The 25,799-nt window shown below is 65.3% G+C and carries 21 protein-coding genes and 1 riboswitch; of the genes, 17 read left to right on the forward strand and 4 right to left on the reverse strand.

Going from position 1 to position 25,799, the window contains the following annotated elements:
- Window positions 1-27 precede the first annotated feature (27 nt).
- Genes minD through HF690_RS02880 form a run of 3 tightly spaced genes read left to right on the forward strand, consistent with a single transcriptional unit; the run spans window position 28 to window position 1,605 of the window.
- Window positions 28-840, forward strand: coding sequence for a septum site-determining protein MinD (gene minD, locus HF690_RS02870; RefSeq protein WP_168608369.1), 813 nt, complete (start codon window positions 28-30; stop codon window positions 838-840).
- Window positions 841-842: 2 nt separating this feature from the next.
- Window positions 843-1,109 (forward strand): cell division topological specificity factor MinE, encoded by a 267-nt coding sequence (minE, locus tag HF690_RS02875; protein WP_113065383.1) that lies wholly within the window; start codon window positions 843-845, stop codon window positions 1,107-1,109.
- Window positions 1,096-1,605 (forward strand): hypothetical protein, encoded by a 510-nt coding sequence (locus HF690_RS02880; protein WP_113065242.1) that lies wholly within the window; start codon window positions 1,096-1,098, stop codon window positions 1,603-1,605. The genes minE and HF690_RS02880 overlap by 14 nt, the downstream gene beginning before the upstream one ends.
- A 15-nt stretch (window positions 1,606-1,620) precedes the next feature.
- Here the strand turns inward: HF690_RS02880 and HF690_RS02885 are convergent, their stop codons facing one another.
- Window positions 1,621-2,880: a multidrug effflux MFS transporter gene (locus tag HF690_RS02885; protein ID WP_168608370.1), complete on the reverse strand. Its 1,260-nt coding sequence runs from the start codon at window positions 2,878-2,880 to the stop codon at window positions 1,621-1,623.
- A gap of 111 nt (window positions 2,881-2,991) precedes the next feature.
- A riboswitch (Fluoride riboswitch) is annotated at window positions 2,992-3,067 on the forward strand.
- A 61-nt stretch (window positions 3,068-3,128) separates the two neighbouring features.
- Between HF690_RS02885 and crcB the strand changes: the two genes are divergently transcribed.
- The 8 genes from crcB to HF690_RS02925 all read left to right on the forward strand — a co-directional run bounded on the left by crcB (window position 3,129) and on the right by HF690_RS02925 (window position 15,433).
- Complete coding sequence (gene crcB / locus HF690_RS02890) at window positions 3,129-3,515, forward strand: fluoride efflux transporter CrcB (RefSeq protein ID WP_113065244.1); 387 nt, start codon at window positions 3,129-3,131, stop codon at window positions 3,513-3,515.
- 15 nt (window positions 3,516-3,530) lie between these two features.
- Window positions 3,531-3,884 carry a DUF190 domain-containing protein gene (locus HF690_RS02895; protein WP_168608371.1) on the forward strand — a complete coding sequence of 118 codons (354 nt, stop codon included), beginning with the start codon at window positions 3,531-3,533 and terminating at the stop codon, window positions 3,882-3,884.
- Window positions 3,885-4,057: 173 nt separating this feature from the next.
- The gene (locus HF690_RS02900; protein WP_168608372.1) at window positions 4,058-6,439 is read left to right on the forward strand and encodes an alpha/beta hydrolase family protein; all 2,382 of its coding nucleotides are present in this window, start codon (window positions 4,058-4,060) and stop codon (window positions 6,437-6,439) included.
- A gap of 36 nt (window positions 6,440-6,475) precedes the next feature.
- Window positions 6,476-7,609, forward strand: a complete 1,134-nt coding sequence (cfa, locus tag HF690_RS02905) for a cyclopropane fatty acyl phospholipid synthase (protein ID WP_425495898.1) — start codon at window positions 6,476-6,478, stop codon at window positions 7,607-7,609.
- Window positions 7,610-7,677: 68 nt separating this feature from the next.
- Window positions 7,678-8,553, forward strand: a complete 876-nt coding sequence (locus HF690_RS02910) for a TraB/GumN family protein (protein ID WP_168608374.1) — start codon at window positions 7,678-7,680, stop codon at window positions 8,551-8,553.
- Between the two features lie 63 nt (window positions 8,554-8,616).
- Window positions 8,617-10,857 carry a DNA topoisomerase IV subunit A gene (gene parC, locus HF690_RS02915; protein ID WP_113065248.1) on the forward strand — a complete coding sequence of 747 codons (2,241 nt, stop codon included), beginning with the start codon at window positions 8,617-8,619 and terminating at the stop codon, window positions 10,855-10,857.
- Between the two features lie 188 nt (window positions 10,858-11,045).
- A complete protein-coding gene (locus tag HF690_RS02920; RefSeq protein WP_168608375.1) occupies window positions 11,046-13,424 on the forward strand; it encodes a penicillin acylase family protein in 2,379 nt (792 codons plus the stop codon).
- A 767-nt stretch (window positions 13,425-14,191) separates the two neighbouring features.
- A complete protein-coding gene (locus HF690_RS02925; RefSeq protein ID WP_168608376.1) occupies window positions 14,192-15,433 on the forward strand; it encodes a toll/interleukin-1 receptor domain-containing protein in 1,242 nt (413 codons plus the stop codon).
- Window positions 15,434-15,912: 479 nt separating this feature from the next.
- On the opposite strand, the gene HF690_RS02930 is transcribed toward HF690_RS02925, so the two are convergent.
- Window positions 15,913-16,746: an oxidoreductase gene (locus tag HF690_RS02930; RefSeq protein ID WP_168608377.1), complete on the reverse strand. Its 834-nt coding sequence runs from the start codon at window positions 16,744-16,746 to the stop codon at window positions 15,913-15,915.
- A gap of 151 nt (window positions 16,747-16,897) precedes the next feature.
- Between HF690_RS02930 and HF690_RS02935 the strand changes: the two genes are divergently transcribed.
- The gene (locus HF690_RS02935; protein WP_193568362.1) at window positions 16,898-17,809 is read left to right on the forward strand and encodes an AraC family transcriptional regulator; all 912 of its coding nucleotides are present in this window, start codon (window positions 16,898-16,900) and stop codon (window positions 17,807-17,809) included.
- Window positions 17,810-18,080: 271 nt separating this feature from the next.
- The gene (gene dbpA, locus HF690_RS02940; RefSeq protein WP_168608379.1) at window positions 18,081-19,475 is read left to right on the forward strand and encodes an ATP-dependent RNA helicase DbpA; all 1,395 of its coding nucleotides are present in this window, start codon (window positions 18,081-18,083) and stop codon (window positions 19,473-19,475) included.
- Window positions 19,476-19,638: 163 nt separating this feature from the next.
- Here dbpA and HF690_RS02945 read toward each other — a convergent pair whose 3' ends face one another.
- Window positions 19,639-20,127, reverse strand: a complete 489-nt coding sequence (locus HF690_RS02945; protein ID WP_113065253.1) for an NUDIX hydrolase — start codon at window positions 20,125-20,127, stop codon at window positions 19,639-19,641.
- A 161-nt stretch (window positions 20,128-20,288) separates the two neighbouring features.
- Here HF690_RS02945 and HF690_RS02950 point away from each other — a divergent pair, with 161 nt between their 5' ends.
- The 4 genes from HF690_RS02950 to dsbG all read left to right on the forward strand — a co-directional run bounded on the left by HF690_RS02950 (window position 20,289) and on the right by dsbG (window position 24,945).
- Window positions 20,289-21,056, forward strand: a complete 768-nt coding sequence (locus HF690_RS02950) for a phosphodiester glycosidase family protein (protein ID WP_240151535.1) — start codon at window positions 20,289-20,291, stop codon at window positions 21,054-21,056.
- Window positions 21,057-21,179: 123 nt separating this feature from the next.
- A complete protein-coding gene (locus HF690_RS02955) occupies window positions 21,180-23,141 on the forward strand; it encodes a CocE/NonD family hydrolase (protein ID WP_425495899.1) in 1,962 nt (653 codons plus the stop codon).
- 191 nt (window positions 23,142-23,332) lie between these two features.
- Window positions 23,333-24,172 (forward strand): TlpA family protein disulfide reductase, encoded by an 840-nt coding sequence (locus HF690_RS02960; protein WP_338042867.1) that lies wholly within the window; start codon window positions 23,333-23,335, stop codon window positions 24,170-24,172.
- Window positions 24,169-24,945 carry a thiol:disulfide interchange protein DsbG gene (gene dsbG, locus HF690_RS02965; protein WP_113065255.1) on the forward strand — a complete coding sequence of 259 codons (777 nt, stop codon included), beginning with the start codon at window positions 24,169-24,171 and terminating at the stop codon, window positions 24,943-24,945. Before HF690_RS02960 ends, dsbG begins: the two co-directional genes overlap by 4 nt.
- A 16-nt stretch (window positions 24,946-24,961) precedes the next feature.
- Here dsbG and HF690_RS02970 read toward each other — a convergent pair whose 3' ends face one another.
- Window positions 24,962-25,798 carry an RsiV family protein gene (locus HF690_RS02970; protein ID WP_168608381.1) on the reverse strand — a complete coding sequence of 279 codons (837 nt, stop codon included), beginning with the start codon at window positions 25,796-25,798 and terminating at the stop codon, window positions 24,962-24,964.
- Window position 25,799: the final 1 nt, after the last annotated feature.

The following is a 25,799-nucleotide window of genomic DNA, read 5'->3' on the forward strand; positions in this document are numbered from 1 at the left end:
GCAACCCCCGAATCTGGAGATACCCACTTGACTGAGATCCTCGTTGTCACGTCCGGCAAGGGCGGCGTCGGCAAGACCACCACCAGCGCTTCGCTGGCGACTGGTCTGGCTCAGCTCGGCAAGAAGGTTGCCGTGATCGACTTCGACGTCGGTCTGCGCAATCTCGACCTCATCATGGGCTGCGAGCGCCGCGTGGTGTACGACTTCGTCAACGTCATCCAGGGCGAAGCGACGCTGAAGCAGGCGCTGATCCGCGACAAACGCCTGGACAACCTCTACGTGCTCGCCGCCTCGCAGACGCGCGACAAGGACGCGCTGACCCAGGAGGGCGTGGAAAAGGTCCTCAAGGGTCTGGAAGAGGACAAGTTCGATTACGTGGTCTGCGACTCGCCCGCCGGCATCGAGAAAGGCGCACATCTGGCCATGTACTTCGCCGACCAGGCCGTCGTCGTGGTCAACCCGGAAGTGTCCTCGGTGCGCGACTCCGACCGCATCCTGGGCCTGCTCGCCAGCAAGACGCGCCATGCCGAGAACGGCAGCGGCGAGGTAGCTCAGCACCTGTTGCTGAGCCGCTACAACCCGGTCCGCGTGGCCGCCGGCGAAATGCTCAGCGTGCAGGACGTCGAGGAAATCCTGGGCATCTCGGTGGTCGGCGTGATCCCCGAGTCCGAGCAGGTCCTGGCTGCCTCCAACGCCGGCGTGCCGGTGATCCTGGACAATGAATCCCTGGCCGGCCAGGCATATCAGGACACGGTCGCACGCATCCTCGGCGAGGAACGTCCGCTGCGCTTTCTGGACGTGCAGCGCAAGGGTCTGCTGAAGCGCATGTTCGGAGGTTGATGATGGGAATCCTGGATTTTCTGCGCAGCAAGCCGAAGAACACCGCCAACCTGGCGCGCGAGCGCCTGCGCATCATCGTCGCGCAGGAACGCAGCACGCGAGGCGGACCGGACTACCTGCCCCTGTTGCGCAGCGAGTTGCTGGAAGTGATCCGCAAATACGTGCACGTCGATCCGGACGCGGTCAACGTCAACCTCGAATCCGACAGCGGCCACGACGTGCTGGAACTGTCCGTGGCGCTGCCCGAATCGGAAGATGACAACGCCTGACCACGCCGTAGCGGAGGCCGAAGCCGATACCGTGCTGCGCGTCGTCGACATCACCTTCGGCGACGCGCAGCATCTGCTCGCCCGTCACGGACTGCAACTCCAGCTCGTCGCGGACGACGCGCCGATTCCCGGCAGCTACTGGGGCGAGCCCGAGGCCGGCATCATCGGCGCGCAGGTCTTCGTGCGTGGCGACACGCCCGTGCACTCGATGCTGCACGAAGCCTGCCATCTGATCGTTCTTCCCGCGGAACGCCGCGCGCAGGTGCACACCGATGCCACCGACTCCATCGAGGAAGAAGACGCGACCTGCTTCCTGCAGATCGTGCTCGCCGATGCCCTGCCCGGCGTAGGCCGCGAACGGCTGATGCGCGACATGGATGCCTGGGGCTACAGCTTCCGGCTCGGCAGTACCCGGGCGTGGTTCGAACAGGACGCCGAGAATGCCCGCGTCTGGTTGGCGCAGCGCCAGCTGTTACCGGACCTCGCCGCCGCCTGATCTGCGCCGGCTGACTCAGGCCGGCTCCACCGGCTCGCTCTCCGCCGGCACCGCTTCCGGTCCCGCCGTCGGGTGCAGGCGCCGCAACGAGCATTCGCAGCGATACCAGGCCACCCACCCGATCGCCGTGAGCAAACAGGCGCCCCAGGCCAGCTCCACCATCGACACCGACAGCAGTGGCGAGAAGACACCGGCGACGATGGCGTTGAACAGCAGACTCAACCCCGCCTGCACCGCCGACACCGAACCGCGCCGATGCGGAAAGCGATCCAGCAGCAGCAGTGTCAGCGTGGGAAACGCCAGTTGCACTCCGATGCCCTGCACCGCCAGCGGCAGCATCGACCACGGCACGCGCGGCTGCGGCAGTGCATAGGCCAGCGTCACGTGCGCCACGCACGCCACGAGCATCAACAGATAGCCCATGCGGATCGTGCGGCGTGCGCTGATGCGGCCGGCCAGCTGTCCGGACAGCGCGCTTCCGCCCATCAGGCCGATCACCACCGGCACGAACAGCCACGGAAATCCGTGCGCTCCCAGTCCGAGATGCTGAAGCACGATCACTGGTGCCGAAGCGATGTACAGGAACAGACTGCTGAAATTGACCGTGGCCGCGATCGTCAACTGCCAGAAACGGCTGTCGCGCGCGATGGCGCGATAGCCCGCAAGCAATGGCCCCGGCGCGAATCGCGTCCGAGCGGCGTGCGGATGCGACTCGGCCAGCAACAGCGCGCAGGCCAGCGCCATCAGCCAGGCGAATCCGGCCAGGCACCAGAAGATCGCGCGCCAACCGCTGACGCCGAGAATGAACGCCCCCACCATCGGCGCGATCGCCGGCGCCACGCTGAAGATCATCAGGGCACGCGCCAGCAGACGCTGCGCCGCCGCACCCTCCAGCCGATCGCGCACCACGGCGCGACCGACCACGATGCCCGCGCCCGCGCAGAGTCCCTGCAAGCCGCGGAATACCAGCAGCATGGTGAAGGAATCAGCCAGCGCCGCACCCATCGAGGCCACGCCGTAGCACAGCATGCCAATCACGATGACCGGCTTGCGGCCATAGGCATCAGACAGCGCGCCGTGGAACAGGCTCATCGCCGCGTAGGCCAGCAGATACACGCTGACCGTCTGCTGCATCGCGTCCGCGCCGACACCGAACTCCGCGCCGATGCGCTCGAAAGCCGGAAAGATCGCATCGATGGAGAACGGCCCGATCATCGACAGGGCCGCAAGCAGCACGGCCAGCAAGCCGTAGCGCTGGGAATCGTTTCGAGTCATGACGGGTTCGCGTGAGCGGGCATCCGATTGTAGCGGGTCTGCCCCGCGCCGCCCGACAGGTGACGCCAACCATGGCAGGCAGTTATGATTCGCCGACGGGCCTCCGGCAATGGGGTCCGGGGAGATGGCATGCCTCCCGTCCGGCCTCCGGACGAACCGCCCGAGGGCTGATGATGTCTGTTCCGTCGAACCCCGCGCCATTCCGGTCGCGGGGTTTCGCTGGCTGACAGGATCACGAGGGAGTCCCGATGGGCATCACCGCAATCATCGCCATTGCCTGCGGCGCCGGTCTCGGCGCACTGCTGCGCTACTGGCTGGGCATGCTGTTCAATCCGATCTTTCCGACGCTGCCGATCGGCACGCTGGCCGCCAACCTGCTGGGCGGTCTGCTGATGGGTGTCGCACTCGGCGCGTTCGCGCATTACCGAACGCTCCCGGCCGAAGTGCAACTGATGATCGGCACAGGTTTCCTCGGCGGTCTGACCACGTTCTCGACCTTCTCGGCCGAGGCCACGACCCTGCTGCTGCGCCAGCAGTACATGTGGTTCGCCGGCCATGTCGCGGTGCACGTGATCGGTTCGATCACCATGACCATCGTCGGCCTGACCTTGATCCGCACCCTGCTGCGCGCTTGAATGGAGACCTGCCGCATGAATGCTACCGAGACGATGCACCTGCAAGGCGTCAATCTGCGCTTCTACGTACACAGCAATGCCAAGCACAAGGGCCGGCTGCTGTACGAATGGATTCTGGAACAGGCCCGTGACCAGGGCCTGGCCGGCGGCTCGGCCTTCCGCGCCATCGCCGGTTTCGGCCGCCACGGCGTGCTGCACGAGGAAGCCTTCTTCGAACTCGCCGGCGACATGCCGGTGCGCGTGGAATTCGTGCTGCGCGACTCGGAAGCCGAACAGCTGTTGAACACGGTGCGCGAGGCCGAAGTGGAACTGGTCTACACCAGCTCGCCCGTCGAGATCGGCGTACTGGGGCAGCACAAGAACAACTGAAGCACCGCCAGCGCGACGAACACGCGCCACCACGGCCCTCGCGCACTGGCATAGGCACGCCGGGGCGCGCGTGGATGCCCCGTATGCAGGACAGGCCATTCACCATACTCGGGAAGTATGGACAAATGGCTCCGCACAGGGGAGTACCGATGCATATTCGTACGTGGCTCGTCATGGCAGCATGCGCTGTCTCCTTTCTGGGCAGCGCTCATGCAGCGCAGCATCGATTCACCGTCAAGGACGACATCCGCATCGCCACCTTCGGCGACTACCCCGTCCCACCCATCACTTGGTCGCCGGACCGCAGCAAGGCCGCCGTCTATGTCGAACGCGGGCAGCTCGAGCAGAACAAAGTCGAAGGCATCCTTCGCATCTATTCCACACGCGCACTGAAGAAATGGATCACGGGACCCAAATCCGCTGTACCACCGACGCCGCTGTGGACCATCGCGATGGCGCCCTACAAGGAAGGGCCGGCAATGAGCAACATTCGCTGGACGCCGGATTCACGCGCTCTGACTTTCCTGAAGTTCGTTCACGGCAAACACCGTCTGGTCTACGCCGATTTGTCCGGTAAACGCCTGCAAATACTTTCACTGCCCGGGCAGGACGTCACTGCGGCGGACATCCACGACCGACATCACTACGTCTACGCGGCACGCGATCCGAAAATCTACAAGCCCCGCGCCAGGCAAACCGGCAGCGAGGACGTGACCGGACGACCGCTGTTCACCATCGTCTACCCAGTCGACAAGTATCCGCAGCAAGCCAAGTTCTATGAACGCAGCGAGTTGTGGGCCGCACGGGGCGGCGCACCGACGCGCCTGGAAGATCCCAACAGCGGCAAGCCGCTGTACATCTTCGGCGAGGGCCAACGCGACCTCAGTCTGTCGCCGGACGGAAATTGGCTGCTTACGGCCCTTCCAGTGCGCAACGTCCCTGTCGCCTGGGAGCAGTGGCCCGTCGTCCTGAAGACCTACAGCGTGCATGGTGGACCGCAGGATCTCGGTCCGCTCAGCCTCAACCAACGCCTCGTCAGCCGCTACGCGCTGATCAACCTGAAAACCGGCGCGCAACGCTTCCCGTCGAAAGCACCGACCGGCTTCTCCGCGACCTGGTTCACGCTGGTGCAGCCGGCATGGTCGCCCGATTCCCGACGCGTGCTACTTCCGGACCAGTTCCTGTTCGGTGCGGACGGGAGCATCACTCGGAACCCGCCATGCGTCGCTCTGGCTCGCGTCGACCATGCAGGCGTGTCCTGCATCGAGCACCTGAAACCGCTCTATGTGGACGGCAAGCCCGCTCGCAAGGAATCGCTCAAGCACCTGCGCTTTGGCGGTCCCGACAACCGTGAAATTCTGATCGACGTCGAGCGTCTGCATGTCCGCGATCACCGCAACGTGACACGCCGCTACATGCCCCATGGGCAACACGACTGGACGCTACTCACCGCGAAAACCGGACACGACGCGACCGACAGCGACACGCTGAAGCTGTCCATCCGCCAACGCTACGACCTGCCGCCGAAGCTGGTCGCGACCGATACCGCGAATCACCGCTCCCGCATTGTCTGGGACCCGAACCCCCAACTGGCCAACGTGACCCTGAACCCGATTTCGATCTTCCACTGGAAGCTTCCGAACGGCCACGTCATGACCGGCGGCCTGTTCAAGCCCGCGGATTATCTACCGGGCAAACGCTATCCGCTGGTCATCCAGACGCACGGCTTTCACATCGGCAAGTTCAGCCCGAGCGGCGTCTACACGACGGCCTTCGCCGCCCAGGAACTGGCCGCGCAGGGCTTCATCGTGCTGCAGACCAACAGCTGCCCGGAAATCCTGACGCCCGACGAAGCCCCCTGCCAGGCGCGTTCGTACGACGCCGCGATCGACAAGCTGCAACGGCTGAAATGGATCGACCCGCAACGCATTGGCATCGTCGGCTTCAGCCGCACCTGCTACTACGTGCTGGAAGCACTGACCCGAGGCAAGCACCATTACGCGACCGCCACCATCACCGACGGCGTCAATGCCGGCTACTGGCAGTACATGCTGTCCCTGGATGCATTCGGCAACAGCACGTCCCGTGAAGACGACACGCTCAACCAGGCGGCCCCCTTCGGCAAGGGTCTGCAGAAATGGCTGAAGAATGCGCCCACCTTCCACATGGACAAGGTGACCACGCCGCTGCTCGTCGTCGGCACCGAAGCCAGCGGCGTCGAATTCCTGTGGGAACCGTATGCCGCGCTGCGCTATCTGCACAAGCCCGTCGCCATGAACTTGCTGCACTCCGACGAGCACGAAAACACGCAGCCGGCCGCGCGCATGGCCTCGCAAGGTGGCACCGTTGACTGGATGCGTTTCTGGCTGCAGGGTCACGAAGACCCGGCACCGGAGAAACGCGCACAGTACCGACGGTGGGAGCATCTCTGCGACATGCAGCGCGCGCAACATCCCGAAGACCCGAGCTTCTGCGTGAAATCACCCGCGTCCATCCCCACTTCGGATACGGCGGCGAGCCACGTATCGAAACAGGGTACGCACACAAGGACCTGACACGACCCGCGACGTTCGCCCCGAAAACTTTTCCGCATCGAGGAGCAGCCTGTGAGCGACGATTCACTCAAGGAACGCGCCATCGCCCTGCTGGCGAAGGCGGACATCCACCTCGACGGCCCCGCGCCGACCGACATCCATGTGCATGACTCCCGTCTGTACGCACGCGTGTTCGCGCATGGTTCGCTCGGTCTGGGCGAGGCCTACATGGAGGGCTGGTGGGATGCCGAGGACCTGCCCGGCTTCTTCACCCGCATTCTGGCCGCGCAGCTGGATCGCGACCTGAAGACGCTGGACACGCTGATCGCGCACCTCAAGGCGCGCTTCGTCAATCTGCAACGCGGCGAACACGCCTTCGAGATCGGCAAGGCCCATTACGATCTCGGCAACGACCTGTTCAAGGCCATGCTGGGCAAACGCCTGGTCTACTCCTGCGGCTACTGGGCCGAAGCCGACAACGTCGACGACGCGCAGGAGGCCAAGCTCGACCTGGTCTGCCGCAAGCTGAAGCTCAAGCCCGGCATGCGCGTGCTCGACATCGGCTGCGGCTGGGGCGAAGCGCTGAAATTCGCCGCCGAACGCTATGGCGTGGAAGGCGTCGGCGTGACCGTATCGCAGGAACAGGCCGAGTTCGCACGCGAACTGTGTGCCGGACTGCCCGTCGAGATCCGCCTGCAGGACTATCACGACGTCGACGAAACCTTCGACGCCATCTACTCGATTGGCATGTTCGAACACGTCGGCGGCAAGAACTACCGCAGCTACTTCGAGATGGTGCGTCGCTGCCTGAAGCCGGACGGTCTGTCGGTGCTGCACACCATCGGCAGCAACGGCGCGCCGGCGCAGCCGGACCCGTGGATCGAGAAGTACATCTTTCCCAACTCCATGATCCCCGCCGCCAGCCAGGTCGCGTCCGCACTGGAGGACCTGTTCGTGGTCGAGGACTGGCACAACTTCGGCCCCGACTACGACCGCACGCTGATGGCCTGGACGGCCAATTTCGACGCCGCCTGGCCGCAGCTTTCGGCGAACTACGACGAGACCTTCCGTCGCATGTGGCACTTCTACCTGGCCACGTCGGCCGCGGTGTTCCGTTCGCGCCGCGACCAGCTCTGGCAACTGACACTCAGCCCGGACGGCGTGCCCGGCGGCTATCGCGTGCCGCGTTGACCCGCACCGGTCGCGCGCCGCGCGAATCGCGCTAAAGTAGGCGGATCGTCGTCCCACGAAGGACCGCCATGACGCTTCTACAACGCCTCGCGCGACTGGCCGTGGTCGCGCTCGCCCTGCTCGCGCTGCCGGCGCTGGCGCAGCCCGCGCTGTGGGTCGCCCACAGCGGCAACAGCACCCTGTACCTGTTCGGCACCGTGCACCTGCTGCCCGACCACACGAATTGGCACGACGCGCAGCTGGACAAGGCGCTGAAGTCCAGCAAGACGCTGTACATCGAGCTGACCGACGACAACCAGGCCAACGTGCAGATGCTGGCGCTGAAGTACGGCCTGGACCTGTCGCACCCGCTGTCCAGCAAGGTCAACGAGGCCGACATGCGCCGCCTGCAGCAGGCCGCGCGGGTCGCCGGCCTGCCCGGCGGCGAAGCCACGCTGGAGCCGATGCGCCCGTGGCTGGCGGGGCTGACGCTGAGCGTCGCCCCTCTGCTGAAGGCCGGCATGGACCCCAACAGCGGCGTCGACAAGCAGCTCAAGGCGCAGTTCGAACAGGCCGGCAAGCCGGTCAAGGGACTGGAGACCGCCGAGCAGCAGATCCGCTTCTTCGCCGACATGCCGCCAGCCATGGAACTGGCCTTCCTGCACAGCGTGCTGAAGGATTTCGGCAACGCCAAGAAGGATCTCAACGAGCTGGTCGGCTACTGGCAGAGCGGCAACGTCGATGCCATCGCGCGCAAGGCCGACCTGAAACTGCGCAAGCAAGCTCCCGGCCTGTACAAACGCCTCATCGCCGACCGCAATGCGCGCTGGGGCAGAAAACTGCACGACATCATGCAGACGCCCGGCGTGTATTTCGTCGCCGTCGGTGCGGCGCATCTGGCCGGTCCCGATAGCGTACAGATGCAACTGGCCAAGCACGGCATCCAGACCCGACGCCTGCCCTGAACGACTTCTCGCGCGCATCACCGGGCGCGCTGGACCCACAGAACGACACAGCAGAACCCACGCATGAACCTGCAAGCCAACTACGAACAGATCCCGCTCAAGGAATACGCTGAACGCGCCTATCTCGACTACTCGATGTACGTCGTGCTGGACCGCGCACTACCCTTCGTCGGCGACGGGCTGAAGCCGGTGCAGCGGCGCATCATCTACGCCATGAGCGAACTGGGCCTGGCCGCCAGCGCCAAGCCGAAGAAATCCGCGCGCACCGTCGGCGACGTGATCGGCAAATTCCACCCGCACGGTGACTCGGCCTGCTACGAGGCCATGGTGCTGATGGCGCAGCCGTTCTCGTACCGTTACCCGCTGATCGACGGCCAGGGCAACTTCGGTTCGCCGGACGACCCCAAGAGCTTCGCGGCGATGCGCTACACCGAGTCCAAGCTGCATCCCATTGCCGAAGTGCTGCTGGCCGAACTGGGCCAGGGCACGGTGGACTGGTCGCCGAATTTCGACGGCACGCTGGAAGAACCCTCGTGGCTGCCCGCGCGCCTGCCGCACGTACTGCTGAACGGCTCCACCGGCATCGCCGTGGGCATGGCCACCGACATCCCGCCGCACAACCTGCGCGAAGTCGCCACCGCCGCGATCCGGCTGCTGGAAGAGCCGAAGTCCACGGTGGCCGACCTGTGCGAGCACGTGAAGGGCCCGGACTACCCCACCGCCTCGGAGATCATCACGCCGCGCGAGGCACTGCTGGAGATCTACGAGAAGGGCACCGGCTCGGTGCGCGCGCGCGCCATCTACCGCGAAGAGAACGGCAACGTCGTCATTACCGCGCTGCCGCACCAGGTCAGCCCGTCCAAGGTGCTCGAGCAGATCGCCGCGCAGATGCGCGCCAAGAAGCTGCCCATGCTGGAAGATCTGCGCGACGAATCCGATCACGAGAACCCGGTGCGCCTGGTGCTGGTCCCGCGCTCTTCGCGCGTGGACACCGAAGGCATGATGCAGCACCTGTTCGCCACCACCGACCTGGAGAAGAGCTACCGGGTCAACCTGAACATGATCGGCCTGGACGGCCGGCCGCAGGTGAAGGATCTCAAGACCATCCTCGGCGAATGGCTGAAGTTCCGCACCGCTACGGTAACGCGCCGCCTGGAACACCGCCTGGCCAAGGTCGAGCGCCGCCTGCACCTGCTCGAAGGCTTGCGCATCGCCTTCCTCAACATCGATGAAGTCATCCGCATCATCCGCACCGAGGACGAACCCAAGCCGGTGCTGATGGAGCGCTTCGGCCTCAGCGTCGAGCAGGCCGAGTACATCCTCGAGACCAAGCTGCGCCAGCTGGCCCGACTCGAAGAAGTGAAGATCAACGCCGAGTGCGACAAGCTCGAGGAAGAGCGCGCGCGCATCAACGTGCTGCTGAAGTCGCCGACCAAGCTCAAGCGCCTGATCCGCGACGAGATCAAGGCCGACGCCGAGAAGTTCGGCGACGACCGTCGCTCGCCGCTGGTCGAACGCGACGCCGCACAGGCGCTGGACGAGAGCGACCTGGTGGTCTCCGAACCGGTGACCGTGGTGCTGTCTCAGAAGGGCTGGGTGCGCGCGGCCAAGGGCCACGATGTCGACGCCGAAGGCCTCAACTACCGCGAAGGCGACCAGCTCGGCTGCGCCGTGCCCAGCCGCACCAACCAGCAGGTCGCGTTCGTCGATTCCACCGGCCGCAGCTACTCGACCCTGGCGCACACCCTGCCCTCGGCGCGCGGCAACGGCGAACCGCTGACCGGCCGCTTCAGCCCGCCCGCCGGCGCGCGCTTCGACGTCATGGCCAGCGGCGGCAACGACACCCGTCTGGTGCTGGCCTCGGACTTCGGCTACGGCTTCGTCGCCCGCTTCGAATCGATGCTCTCGAACAAGAAGGCCGGCAAGCAGCTCATCAACCTGCCCGACGGCGCGCACATGCTGCCGCCGCCGGTCACCGCCGAGCCATCGCGCGACCGCATCGTCGTCGCCACCACCGCCGGCCATCTGCTGATGTTCTCCGTCGCCGAGCTGCCGGAACTGGACAAGGGCAAGGGCAACAAGCTCATCAGCATCCCCAAGGCCAAGCTGGACAGCGGCGACGAACGCGTCGCCGGCGTCGCCGTGATCGCCGAAGGCAGCGGCGAGGTCACCCTGTTCGCCGGCCAGCGCAAACTGATCCTGAAGTGGGCCGACCTGGTCGAATACGGTGGCACCCGCGCCACCCGCGGCGGACTGCTGCCGCGCGGGTTCCGCCGCGTCGACCGCCTCGTCGCCTCGGCCTGACGCCTATCGCCTCCCCGTCACCGTCACGCCTGTCGTGCCGGTGACGGCCCTCGACGCCCCCGGATTCCGGCTCACTTTTGCATCGACCGCCGAGTGCGCGATGATGGGCGCATCGGGGATATCGTCACGGGGCAGTCCCGCACCGTCCACGCACACAGCGTCGGCGGCATCGGGCAAGGGAAAACACAATGATGCGTTGGATCAAGCGGATTCTGGCCGGGATCGTGCTCCTGGTGCTGGTGGTGGCGGCTGCCGGCTACCTGGCCTTCGCCGGCAGCGAGGCGCGACTGGACGGACGGATCACCGCCAAGGGCCTGTCAGCCCCCGTGACCATCGCCCGCGATCACCTCGGCGTCGCCACCATCACCGCCGACAACCGCACCGACCTCGCCTACGCCCTGGGCTTCGAACACGCCCAGGAACGCTTCTTCCAGATGGACCTGCAACGGCGCATGGCCGCCGGCGAACTGGCCGCCCTGGTCGGTCCGGGCGCGCTGAAGCTCGACCTCGACCATCGTCGCCACCGCTTCCGCGAGCGCGACCGCGCGCTCATCAAGAACCTGCCGGCCGAACAGCGCGCACTGCTCGCCGCCTACCGCGATGGCGTCAACGCCGGCCTGAAGAAACTGCGCGTGCGTCCGTGGGAATACCTGCTGCTGCGCACCAAGCCAAAACCGTGGCGACTGGAGGACACCTTCCTCACCGTCGACGCGATGTTCCTCGACCTCAACCGCAACGGCGACGACTTGCGCGAGATGGACATCGAACGCCTGCGCAAGGCGCTTCCGCGCCCCGTCGCCGACCTGCTGATGGCACGCTCGCCGCGCTGGGAAGCCCCGTTGCAGGGCGATCCCTCACCCGCACCCGTGCTGCCGGACGCCAGCGTCTTCACCCTGCGCGGCCAGCCGCCCGCACCCGCCGCCAGCGTCGCCCTGGTCGGCCCCGACGCCGCATTCCCCGGCAGCAACAACTTCGCCGTGGCCGGCAGCCTGACCGGCGGCGGCGCCATCGTCGCCAACGACATGCACCTGAGCCTGCGCGTGCCCAACATCTGGTTCCGCGCGCAGCTGCGCTACAAGAACGACGTCGGTGCGCTGGTCGTACTCAACGGCCTCACCCTGCCCGGCACGCCGATGCTGATCGACGGCAGCAACGGTCACATCGCCTGGGCCTTCACCAACTCCTACGGCGACTGGCAGGACTGGGTGCGCGTCGATCTCGACCCGAAGAACCCGAACCGCTACCGCACGCCGGACGGCTGGGCGCCCATCCAGGACCATCAGGAAACCATCGCGGTCAAAGGCGAAACCGCGCGCACGCTGACCGTGCGCGAGACGCGCTGGGGACCGATCATGGGCAAGGACCTGGACGGCACGCCGCTGGCGCTGTCCTGGATCGCCCACCTGCCGCGCACGCACAACCTCAACCTGCTGAAGCTGGAACAGGTCGATACCGTGCATCAGGCCTTGCTGGTCGCGCCGACCATCGGCATGCCGCCGCAGAACTTCACCGTCGGCGACGCCGCCGGCCACATCGGCTGGACCGTCACCGGCAACGCGCTGCCGCTGCGCTCGGGCTTCGACCCGCTGGTGCCGGCCGACTGGTCGGTGCAGGGCACGGGCTGGATCGGCTTCGCCTCGCCGCTGCAGTTCCCGCGCATCGAGGACCCGGTCGACGGCCGCCTCTGGACCGCCAACAACCGCACCACCTCCGGCGACTGGCTGACGCTGCTCGGCGACGGCGGCTACGACCGCGGCGCGCGCGCGCAACAGATCCGTGACGACCTCAACGCCCGCAACCGCTTCACCACCGAAAGCATGCTGGCGATCCAGCTCGACGACCGCGCCGTGTTCCTGACGCGCTGGCAGCAACTGCTGCAGGACGTGCTCAAGCGCCACGACGAAGTGCATCTGGACGCCCTGCAGAAGCTGACCGCGCACTGGCAGGGCCGCGCCAGCATCGGCAGCGTCGACTACCGCCTGGTGCGCGCTTTCCGCGAACAGGTCGTCGAACGCGTGCTGGCGCCATTCGTCGCCCGCGTGCGCAAGAAATACCCGGACTTCAAGCTGCCCATGCACAGCGAAGCCGCCGTCTGGACCATGATCCAGCAGCGCCCGATGAATCTGCTCGACCCGCGCTTCGCAGACTGGGATGCCCTGCTGCTCGACGCCGCGCAAGCCGTCAACCAGAACCTCGGCAGCCGCCCCGGCGGACTCGCCGCGCAGACCTGGGGCGCGCGCAACACCGCCGCCATCCGGCACCCGCTCGCACGCGTACTGCCCGGCTTCCTCGCCCGCCGCCTGTCGATGCCGGCGCAGCCGCTGCCCGGCGACCACGACATGCCGCGCGTGCAGACGCCGGACTTCGGTGCCTCCGAACGCTTCGGCATCATGCCGGGGCACGAGGCGCGGTCGTATCTGCACATGCCGGGTGGGCAGAGCGATCATCCGTTGTCGCCGTTTTTCGGAGCGGGGCATGAGGCTTGGGTGCATGGGCGGCCTACGCCGCTTTTGCCGGGGCCGGTGGAGCATTCGTTGACGTTGGAGCCTGCGGCTTCGGGGAGCTGAGTCGTCACCCGGCAACATGGTGCTGCGGGTTAACCGCTTTGCTCGCGAACAGTGTGCTTTGCGCATGCTTGATGCGTTTCGGTTCCGCTCGCCTGACGGCGCGCGTGTTCATTTTCTTGCTTGCCCAAGAAAACGACCGAAGGGAGTGCCTTTGGTACGAACCAAAAGAAGGGCACCCCAGCGTCCGCGCCCTACGCGCCTACGGCGCTACGGGTTCGCTCCGGGTTCCGGGGGTTCGCCGACAGGTCATCCTGACCTGACGGCGAACTGGCGCACATCCCTGTGCGCCACCCTGCGGGCCTGATCCTCCACCCTCCGCCGCAACCGGAGGGGAAGGGTTGCAAGCCGGATCATCCGGCAGGGATTAATTGCCTCCGTCCCCTTTGCGCATCTTGGCTGACCTGCCGCGGAGCATGGGAGCACCTACCTCTCCTCTGACGGATGCCCCGCCGATCGTTGCGGGCATCGGCGCAATCATCACCTTAAGCATCGCAGGACGACAGTTCTATCGACTCTGGCAGTGACAGCACGGAAAAGCGGAGGCGTGCACGGTCTGCGGTTGCCTTTTAGGCATTGAGTATCAAGCCCGCTGGAATGTGGGCCGTCGGTGTCTAGGGTGTCGGAAGTTTGTCCATAGACGCTGATCTATTCGCTCACTTGGCAACAAATGCTTGCGCTTGTTAACAAGCAATGAGACGGATAGGGTCAAAATGGAGCGGCGATGAGAGGTCAATGGACCCGAAACCAGAAAATGCGAGGCAAACACCATGGGTATCGAGTTTAGCCGTGGGGGGCGCAAGATGTCCTCGAACGATTTCTTCAAGGGCATCATGGATGATGCCGTAAAAAACGCTATCTCCTCCTACGCCGAAACGCTTCATGGAAAGGCGTCATCAGTCGTGGATCCCGAGACGGGGAAACACGCGCCTGTATTCGTGAGAAGCATCGGCAAGGAAAAATTGACGATCCATACCAGTGGATCTGCGGCATTTGCCCACGCATTGGAACAGCGACTGGGTCTCAACCATGGGGAAGTCCGAAGCATGAATGAACCGGGTAATCGTGAGCGGTTGGTGTATCTAGCCCATGCTTGGGAGGACAAGCATCTCGCCAAGCCCCTGGCGGAAGGGCTAATGGGGCTCGGTATCAACGTCTGGTATGACAATTGGGAAATTGGCTCTGGCGACAGCTTGCGCCGAAAGATGGAGGAAGGACTAGGCAACTGCACGCATTTCATCGTCCTCTTGACGGAAACTTCCATCAAAAAGAATTGGGTCAACGAAGAAATCGACGCAGGCCTGATGAATGCCGTCGAGGGATCCGCAAAGTTCATCGGCCTGCGCCACAAGCTGCCGTTGTCAGCCGTTTCTCCCTTTTTGAAAACGCGACTTACACCGGAGTTTCAGCCTGGTGATGAGGGTCTCCATGCGCTGGCCAGTGACATCTATGGCGTCAGCAAAAAGCCTCCACTCGGCGAGAAGCCTCGCTATGTGGAGACCCATCAATCTGGTTCGACCTGGTCTGCAGGTGCACGGGTTGTCGCGGAATATTTTGTCCGCAACAGTGAGAACGGCCAACCTCTAGAGCCCATGGCAACCCATGAAGAAATCCATCAAGAAACAGGACTGCCGATACCAGATGTGCGTATCGGCACACTCGACCTCGTGGGCGCAGGGCTGTTGGAAGAGCATGGATATAACGGTGGAGACAGTCACTTTTCACCCAAAAGCGACCTGTTTGCCACCTTCGATGGCGACTTCATGGACTGGAAGCCTGACGAGGACGCCCGTGATCTGGCCGTTCACCTGCTCAACTTGGATACTCAACAAGCGGATGCCAGTGAAGTTTCTGAGTCACTTGGCTGGCAAGCCCGTCGGTTCAATGCTGCTGCTGCCTATCTCGTGTCGGCGCGTGTCGTGAAGCCCATCGAATACATGGGCGGCGGCGACCACTGGCCTCCGGCATTCATGCTTGGAGATGAGCTTCTGCGGTTCGTCCGAAGCCTTTAACGGATACGATTGACGACTCAAAAATGGTGCCCAAAAATGGTGCCAGGGACAATTTTTACGACACCGCACCATACGTGACCGTCCACAATGGGTCGGTAACGGGCTTTAGGAGGCGGCTGCCCGTGATGGTCGCTTTTAAGGGGACGAAGGTAATTAATTCCTGCCGAGTGCTCCGATGTACACCCTCCCCTTCGGTAGCGGCGGAGGGTGGAGGATCAGGCCCGCAGGGTGGCGCACAGGGATGTGCGCCAGCGTTTCGTCAGCACAGGATGTGCTGTCGAAACACCCCCGGAACCCGGAGCGAACCCGGAGCGCCGCAGGCGCGGAGGGCGCGGACGTTGGGGTGTCCTTGTCTTGGTGACTTCTATTGGACAAGCAATAGAAGTCACTCGGCCGGCGCCAGCCGGGCGAAACCCTAAGTCCCGCTCTCAGGAACTGCCGAATAGTGCGGAATGAATCAACGCCACCGCGCCAGCCCCTCACCCATCCGTCGAAACAGTAACCTCCTCCCACGCCCGAATCTCATCCTCCAGCGCCGCCAGCTTGTCACGCACCAGTCCCAATGCATCGCTGCCTAACAGCAGATGCGCCGGCGGCGGCTCGGCAGCCATCACCGCAAGCATCGCGCGCGCCGCCTTGCGTGGGTCGCCGAGCTGCTTGCCGCTCTTCTCCTCGCGTGCCTGGCGGATGGGATCGAACAGACGGTCATAGTCCGGAATCGAGCGCGGCGTCCTCGCCATCGAGCGTCCGGCCCAGTCGGTGCGGAACGAGCCCGGTGCGACCGCCGTCACGGCGATGCCGAATGGCGCGACTTCCTTGCCGAGCGTTTCGGAAATGCCTTCCAGTGCGAATTTGCTGCCGCAGTAGTAGGCGATGCCCGGCATGGTGATGTAGCCGCCCATCGAGGTGATGTTGAGAATGCGTCCGCGCCGGCGCGTGCGCATGAAGGGCAGTACGGCCTTCATCATGGCGACAGCGCCGAACACGTTCACGTCGAACTGCTTGCGGATGTCCGACAGAGGCGACTCTTCCAGGATGCCCTCGTGACCGTAGCCGGCGTTGTTCACCAGCACATCCACGGGACCCACGTTCGCCTCGATATCCGCCACGACACCGTCGATGGCATCGAAGTCGGTCACATCGAGCACGTAGCCGAACGCGGCATCCACGGACAGCGATTCGAAGGCTTGCTTGTCTTCCATGCTTCGCACGGTGCCGACGACCTTGTGCCCTGCGGCCAGGGCCTCTTCGGCAAGCGCACGGCCGAAGCCGCTGCTGACGCCGGTGATGAGCAGTATTTGGCTGGATGCCATCGAAGCTTCTCCAAAGAGCAAATCGGAGCGTGCATGCTAGTCTTCGTTATGAATCGAAATAAGCCGAATTTCGCTTCATTTCTTGCCTAAAACTATGAATAGACACTCTTCGCCGCATCGCACGCAACCCGCGGACCCTGACCGGAAGCGCATGGTGACGCTGCTGCACGCATTGGCGCCCGAGGAGGGCTACAACCTCACGCCCCTGCCGAGCGTGCGCATCCTGCGCTCGAATCGCGCGCTGGCGCGCACGCCGGTGCTGTACGACCCCGGCATCGTGATCGTGCTGCAGGGGTGCAAGCGTGGCTATTTCGGCGACCGGGTGTACGTGTACGACGAGCACCACTACCTGGCCGTGTCCGTGCCCGTTCCGTTCAGCATGGAGACCGATGCGACGCCGGAGCGCCCGCTGCTGGCCCTGTACCTGCATCTCGATTTCGCCCTGGCTGCCGAGCTGGCCGCACAGCTCGACCGCGCCAGCACATCGGTCCGCATGCAGCCGCCGCAAAGCATGATGTCGACACCGATGGACGCGGCGATGCAGCAATCCGTGCTGCGTTTCCTCGAAGCAATGCACCGACCGCTGGAAGCCTCGGTACTCGGTCCGGGGCTGCTACGCGAACTGTATTTCCGCGTGCTGACCGGCCCGCAGGGCGACTCGATGCGCGAGGCCCTGGCGATGCGCGGACAGTTCGGCAAGATCGGCCGGTCGCTGCGCCTCATCCACGCCCGGTATGCGCAACCGCTCGACGTGACGACGCTGGCCGAGGAAGCCGGCATGAGCGTTCCCAGCTTCCACAGCCACTTCAAAGCGATCACGCAGGTATCACCCATGCAGTACGTGAAATCCACGCGCCTGCACCAGGCGCGCCTGCTGATGGTGCGCCAGGAGCTGACCGCCGAAGCGGCAAGCCACGCGGTCGGCTACGCCAGCCCATCGCAGTTCAGCCGTGAATTCAAGCGGCTGTTCGGCGCAACGCCCGCAGCGGAAGCGCGCCGCATGCGCGAGAGCTTCGCCATACCGTCTGCCTTCGCGGATGCCGTCTACGTTTCGTCGCATTGAACGAACCTGCCATGGACGCGCGCCTCACGGATCTTGCGCCATCCATGCACCGGCTCCCTCCATGCCAGACCGGCCCAGCCAACGGGCGAAATGCACATGCACGCCCTTTCCCGCGATGGGAAAGAACCAAGGCCATGAATCCATGCATCGGCTCTCCAAGACCGGCACAGCGTAAACACGTCCATCACTCTCCTCGGATCGCCGAGCGTCTACTGGACCACTTCCTTAACAGGATGCTCGGAGCGACTGCCGATTGATGCGATCATGTCGCATGACCGCCTTCACTTCCCTCCCCCTCAAGCCCGCGCTGCTCGACAGCGTGGCGACCCTTGGCTATGCCGAGATGACCCCGGTGCAGGCGCGCAGCCTGCCGCCGATCGTCGACGGGCGCGACGTGATCGCGCAGGCGGTGACGGGCAGCGGCAAAACGGCGGCGTTCGGGCTGGGCCTGTTGCAGGCGCTGGAGGTGGACACGATCCGGCTGCAGGCGCTGGTGTTGTGCCCGACGCGCGAACTGGCCGATCAGGTCAGCAAGACCCTGCGCAAGCTGGCAGCCAGCATTCCCAACGTGAAAGTGCTGACCTTGTGCGGCGGCATGCCGCTGGGGCCGCAGCTGGCCTCGCTGACGCACGATCCGCATATCGTGGTCGGAACGCCGGGGCGCGTGCAGGAACATCTCAAGCGGAAGAGCCTGCACGGCGGCGGCATCAAGATGCTGGTGCTGGACGAGGCCGACCGCATGCTGGACATGGGCTTCGGCGAGGCCATCGACGACATCGTCGGGCGCATCGCCAAGAGCCACCAGACCCTGCTGTTCTCGGCCACCTATCCCGACGCGATCCGTGCCGTCAGCACGCGCCTGCAACGCGACCCGGTGACGGTGACCGTGGATACGCCGGCCGCAGAACAGCCGGCCATCGAGCAGCGCTTCCACGAGGTCGATCCGGCGCGCAAGGCCGATGCGCTGGCACAGCTGCTGTCCGCCGCGCACGAGCGCAGCGCCGAAGGTGCGCATGCGCTGGTGTTCTGCAACATGCGACGCGACGTGGACGCCGTAGCCAAGGACCTGGATCAACGCGGCTTCTCGGCGCTGGCCCTGCACGGCGACATGGATCAGCGCGACCGCGAGGAAGTGCTGGTGCGCTTCGCCAACCGCAGTTGCGCGGTGCTGGTCGCCACGGACGTGGCCGCGCGCGGACTCGACATCATCGGCCTGCCACTGGTCATCAGCTATGACGTCGCCCACGACCCCGACACCCACGTGCACCGCATCGGCCGCACCGCCCGTGCCGGCGAGCGCGGCGTGGCCATCACCCTGTGCACCCCGCGCGAACGTCCCAAAACCCTGAACATCGAGGACATGCAGGGCCAGCCGATACCGTGGCACCCGCTGAAGCTGGCGCCGCCGTCCGCCAAGACCCTGCACCTGGCGCCGATGAAGACCGTGGTGATCGACGCCGGTCGCCGCGACAAGCTACGCCCCGGCGACATCCTCGGCGCGCTGACCGGCGAGGCCGGGCTGAAGGCCGAAGCCATCGGCAAGATCGACGTCTACGCCACCCGCGCCTACGTCGCCATCCGACGCGACCTCGCCGGCAAGGCACTGCAGCGCCTGCGCGACGGCCGCATCAAGGGACGCAACTTCCGGGTTCGGGCGCTGGGCTGATCTGCGGCGAGACCCGGAACCCGGAGCGAACCTGGAGGCCCGAAGGGCCGGAAGGCACGGACGCCGGGGCGTCCTTGTCTTGGTCGCTTCTATTGGACAAGCAACAGAAGTGACTCGGCCGCCGAAAGGCGGTCGAAACCAGAACCTCAACGCACGACAGAAGTCAGAACCGACTGAACGCCCACGACTGCATCCGTCCGTTCTCGTAAGGCATCACCCCATGAAACGGCCGCGGATCGTCATCGAACACCAGCGGCAGGAAGTGTCGGTCGCCCTCCCACATCGGCAGCTCCATCATGCGTGAACGGTCGACCCACTCCAGCGTTCCTTCGTGGTTGCCGTCGTGCGGTTCGCCCTCGAAGCCATCGATGAGGAACAGGAAACCCAGCCAGTCCTCGCCGTGCTTGCCGAAGCCCGGCCAGCTGATGGTGCCGCGCAACTGCATCGACACGCACTCGATGCCCGATTCCTCGCGGATCTCGCGGCGCATGCCGGCGGCAACGTCCTCGTTCGGCTCCAGCTTGCCGCCCAGGCCGTTGTACTTGCCCAGGTGATGGTCGTCCTTGCGCGCGTTGCGGTGGATCATCAGCACTCGCTCGCGGTCGGGCGAGAGCACGTAGCCGAGCGTTCCGATGATGGGCGTGTAAGGCATGGCAAGGTCCGCGCGAAAAGCTCCATTCTAGACCACGCACCGACCGTGCCCGCCGAACATGAACGGTTCCGACAAAGTCGCTTGCGCGGTTTTCCGACGAACGCGACCATGCAGGCATGAACCTTTTTCCGCCCCGCTCCCGTGGTCGCCTCCTGCATCGCATGCTGCCTGCCCTGCTGCTCTGCGCAGCAGCGCTGGCGGGCTGCGGCTCGCGTGCGGCGCAGTCCGGTGAACAGGTGCGCTTCGATGGCGCGGTGTATCGCGTGGTGTCGGTCGACCTCCGCCATGCCGACCTGACGCTGCACTGGCGCGACCCGGATACCGGCAAGCCGTTCGCCGACATCGATGCGCTGCGTGAATGGGGCAAGCGCCACGGCAAGGTGCTGCGCTTCGCCGCCAACGCCGGCATCTACGACCGCAAGGGCGCGCCGCTGGGGCTGTACGTCGAGGACGGCAAACGGCTGGAACCGCTGAACACCGCGCACGGCGACCCTTCAGCCGGCAACTTCTCGCTGCGCCCGAACGGCGTATTCCTGATCGACAAGCAGAACCATGCCCGCGTGATGAGCACGAGCGATTACCAGACCCAGCGGCCCGATCCACGCCTGGCGACGCAGTCCGGGCCGATGCTGGTGATCGACGGCGCGCTGAATCCGCATTTCATTGCCGATTCGAACAGTCTGAAATGGCGCAGCGGCGTCTGTGCGCGCTCGCCGGACCGGGTCGTCTTCGCGATCAGCGAGACACCGGTCAATTTCCACGCCTTCGCGCGCCTGTTCCGAGACAGGCTGGGCTGCCGCAACGCGCTGTATCTGGACGGCACCATCTCGCAGTTCTACGACCACGGCGACTATTTCGGCCCGCCGCTGTTCATGACCAAGCCCTACGCGGGCATGTTCGCGGTGTTCGAGGACGCGGCCCGGCACTGAACGGGAAAAGCACACCGACATCACACCCCCTGAAGTTGCGCAATGCGCGCCCATGCACAGAGCATCTAACCGCGCTATGTTTGTGCTTGGCCGTCCATCCGGGGGTGATTCGTGAAACGTTCCATTCGCCATTTCTGTATCGCGCTGCTTGTCGGCGTCTGTCTTACGGTCGCCTCCCAGGCCGCCGTCGCGCTGCGACCGCTCTACCCGCAACTGAAGAGCGAGACGCCGACGCAGTTCAAGCCGTCGCGCGACGCCTTCAACTACACCATCCGCGACGTGATGATCCCGATGCGCGACGGCGTGCGGCTGCATACCGTCATCGTGATTCCGAAGGGCGCCAAGGACGCGCCGATCCTTCTTACGCGCACGCCGTACAACGCCTCCGGCATGGTCACGCACATGGTCGACGGCCACGAAAGCGCGCACATGGGACCGGCGCTGCAGGGCTACGACAATGCCGTCGACACCATCATCGACGGCGGTTACATCCGCGTGATCCAGGACATCCGCGGCAAGTACGGTTCGGAAGGCGATTACGTGATGAACCGGCCGCTGCGCGGCCCGCTCAACGACACACCGGTGGACGAGTCGACCGACACCTGGGACACCATCGACTGGCTGGTGAAGCACCTGCCGCAGAGCAACGGAAAGGTCGGCATCCTGGGCATCTCCTACGATGGCTTCGAACCACTGATGGCCCTGGTGCACCCGCATCCGGCGCTGAAGGTCTCGGTGCCGATGAACCCGATGGTCGACGGCTGGATGGGCGACGACTGGTTCCACCACGGCGCGTTCCGCCAGCAGAACCTGCCCTACATCTACGAGCAGGAAGCCACGCGCGACAACACCCAGCACTGGTGGAGCGCGTTCCACGACGACTACGACCTGTACATGCACTACGGCTCCGCCGGCGCGATGGGCAAGGCCTACGGCATGGAGCAGCTGGGTTTCTGGAACAAGATCGTCGAACACCCGGCCTACGACAGCTTCTGGCAGCAGCAGGCGATGGACAAGGTACTGGCCAAGGAGCCGCTGAAGGTGCCGGTGATGCTGGTGCACAGCCTGTGGGACCAGGAGGACATCTATGGTGCGCCCGCCGTGTACCGCGCGCTGGAACCGAAGGACACGCACAACAACATGGTCTACCTGGTGATGGGCCCGTGGCATCACGGCCAGGAGATCGAGGACGCCCGTTCGCTCGGCGCGATCCAGTTCGGCAGCGATACCGGCACCTATTTCCGCAAGCACATCCTGGCGCCGTTCCTGGCGCATTACCTGAAGGACAACGCCCCGCCGAACCCGGTCGCGCCGGTCACGGCCTATCGCACCGGCGCGAATCAGTGGGAGCGTCTGCAATCGTGGCCGTCCGGCTGCGCCCACGGCTGCGCCATCCAGCCGACGCCGTTCTATCTGCATGCCGACGGCAAGGCCGGCTTCCAAGCGCCAACCGCCAGCGAAGCCAAGGACACGAGCTATGTCTCCGATCCGGCCAAGCCGGTGCCGTATCGCGCGCGCCCGAGTCAGCCGGTCGGCTACGACGGCGGACTGACCTGGCCGCAGTGGCTGGTCGACGACCAGCGCACGTTCTCCGGCCGTACCGACGTGGCGACTTTCGTCTCTCCGGTGCTCGACCACGATGTCACCATCGCCGGCATGCCCAAGGTGCATCTGGTCGCATCCACCAGCGGCACCGATTCGGATTGGGTGGTGAAGCTGATCGACGTATACCCGGACCAGGTCGCCGACGACCCGCAGATGGGCGGCTATCAGCTGGCGGTGGCGATGGACATCTTCCGCGGCCGCTACCGTGAGAGCTACGCCCACCCGCACCCACTGACGCCGAACAAGCCGCTGCTGTATCGCTTCGAGCTGCCCACGGCGAACCATATGTTCCGCAAGGGTCACCGCATCATGGTGCAGGTGCAGTCGAGCTGGTTCCCGCTCTACGACCGCAACCCGCAGACCTACGTGAAGAACATCTTCTTCGCCAAGCCGAAGGACTACGTGAAGGCCACCCAGCGCATCTACCACGCGCCGGGCGAGGCCAGCTACGTCGAACTGCCGGTGGTCGAGAAGCACTGACGCACCCGTCGCCGCCCGCCCTGGCGCGGGCGGCGACATTCGGGCGACATTCGGTCGCACCGATTTCCACATGCGGGGACCGCCGCCTAAGATGCGTGTTCCGACGTTTTTTCGAGACCGTGTGAAACTGTCGACGCCCCTCGCAGCGCATCGAAGCCTTGCCACCCGCGCCTGTCGACGCAGGAATCCGCGTGGATAAGGGCATCGCGATCGGTCCGTTCCTGTTCCAGACGCCGCTGCTGGTGCTGCTACTGGCCGTCGCCGTGGCGATGATGGCGGCCGGCGCACTACAGAAACGCGGCACCGCGTCGGTGCAAACGCCGCTCTGGATCGCCCTGCTCGCCGCGCTGCTGGTCGCACGCGTCGCCTTCGTCGTGCGCCGCTGGCCCGACTACGCCGCCCATCCGCTGAGCATGCTGAACGTGCGTGACGGTGGCTTCATGGCCTGGCCCGGCGTCATCGCGCTGCTCGTCGCACTGCTCGTGCTGCTGTGGCGACGACCGCGTCTGCGCATGCCGCTGACCGTCGCCGGCAGTTTCGGCCTCGGCACCTGGCTCGTCGCCACGCTGGTCGTCGCGCAGTTGTCCGCCGCCATGCAGCGGCCGCTACCGGATCTGACCTTGCACGACCTGAAGGGCGCGCCCGTTTCGCTGCGCGCCTTGACCGGCAAGCCGATGGTCATCAACCTGTGGGCGACCTGGTGCCCACCCTGTCGTCGTGAGATGCCCATGCTGATCGACGCGCAGGCGCGCGACACCGGGGTCCGCTTCGTGTTCGTCGACCAGGCCGAATCGGCCGAGACGGTCCGCACCTACCTGCGCGGGCTCCCGCGCGCGCCGCGCCACGTGCTGATCGACGACAGTCAGCAGCTCGCTCGCCAGTTCAATCTGCGCGGCACGCCGACGACGCTGTTCGTCGACGCCGATGGCACCGTGCGAGACATCCACGTCGGTGAACTTTCCGCCGCGACGCTGGCCGAAGGTCTGTCGCACCTCGCTTCCCCCGCCCCCGTTTCCGGAGACGCCCCTTGAAACTGACTTCCGTTCTTTCGCTCGGCCTGCTGTGCCTGGCTCTGCTGGCCCCGGGCCACGCGCGCGCCGACAGCGGCAAGACCGCCTACCCCGCCCCCGTTCGCGCCCTGAAGGCCAACGGCATCGACATCCGCGGAACCATGCCCGCGCCGGACGGCTTCAAGGGCTTCATCGGGGAATACCGCGGGCAGCCGATGCCGGTCTATCTGCTGCCCGATGGCAAGCACACCGTGGTCGGCAACCTGTTCGACGCCGACGGCAAGGACCTCACTCGCGACGCCTTCGCCGACCGCGCTTCGGCAGGCATCGACAAGAATGCCTGGAGCAAGCTGGCCAAGGCCGACTGGATTTCGGAAGGCGCGAAGCACGCCAAGCGCACGGTCTACGTGTTCACCGACACCGAATGCCCGTACTGCCATCGCCTGTGGAACGCGATCCGCCCGCAGGTGAAGAACGGCGAAGTGCAGGTGCGCTACCTGCTGGTCGCCGTCATCAAGCCGCAGAGCCTGCCGCGCGCAGCATCGGTGCTGGACGCCGCCGACCCGATCAAGGCGTTCGCCCGCAACGAACGCGACTTCCGCGACAGCCCGATCAAGCTGGCCGCCACGATTCCGCCGGCCACGCGCGCGAAGATTGCCGCGAATGTCGAGCTGATGAACACGTTCGGCATCGACGGCACGCCGGGCATCGTCTACAAGGACGAGCAGGGCCGCATCCACAGCCTCAGCGGCATGCCGCCCGAAAGCGGCATCAAGGCCATCTTCGGCCCCTGAATCCTCTTCCGTCCGCTCAGGGCGCCAATCCGAAGGCGCCCCGGTATGGCGGCTTCAGCATCGACGCGAAGTCCTTGAGCGGCACCTTCACGGTCTGCGCCCCGTACACGTAGGGCGCGACCTGATACGGCGAGAACACCAGGACCAGCGACGGCGGCGCATCGAGACCGCCGCCGTCGACCAGGAATTCGCCGAAGTTCTGCGCGGTCGGTCGCGTGCCGTCGTCGATCATGCCGCGCATGTTGTCCTGCCACTGTTTGCGCACCTTGGCCGACGTCTTGTCGCCGCCCGGCACTTTGTCCAGCAGCTTCGCGTACAGCGCCTTGCGCGCAAGAACGGACAGCCTCGCGCGCGCCGCGACAGGATCGACGAAGAGATCGTCGAACGCCACCAGTCTGCGATGCGGCAGGTCGAACACGAACGTTCCGTCGAGCGGAATCGGATGCGCGCCGCCCGTGTCTATCATTCCCTGCTCGCGCACACTGACGAAGGCCGGCGTGCGCGACGCCACCTTGTAGTCGATCATCATCCGCAGCTGGCGATCGGCGAATTCAGGCAGGGTCTTCGGATCAGGCAGTCCCTTCATGAAATCGACCCGGGCTGCTTCGGTACGCGCATGCAGGGCCCGCGCCAGGACATCGGCCTCGGGCGACAACGGCGGATAGGTGACGTCGATACGGTAGCGCCTGGTGCTGATGTGCTGCTGCAAAGCCGTCGATGATTCCGCCGCCGACGAAGTGCTCGCGGAGGACGCCGAGCCCGAGCCCGTCTGCGGTGAGGAAGACGGACCGCATGCAGCCAGCGCGGCCGCGACCGCGCCAAGGGCCAGAACCCGGAGCGTCGTCGATGTCATG

It is taken from the genome of Oleiagrimonas citrea (assembly GCF_012395255.1).
Classification (GTDB): Bacteria; Pseudomonadota; Gammaproteobacteria; order Xanthomonadales; family Rhodanobacteraceae; genus Oleiagrimonas; species Oleiagrimonas citrea.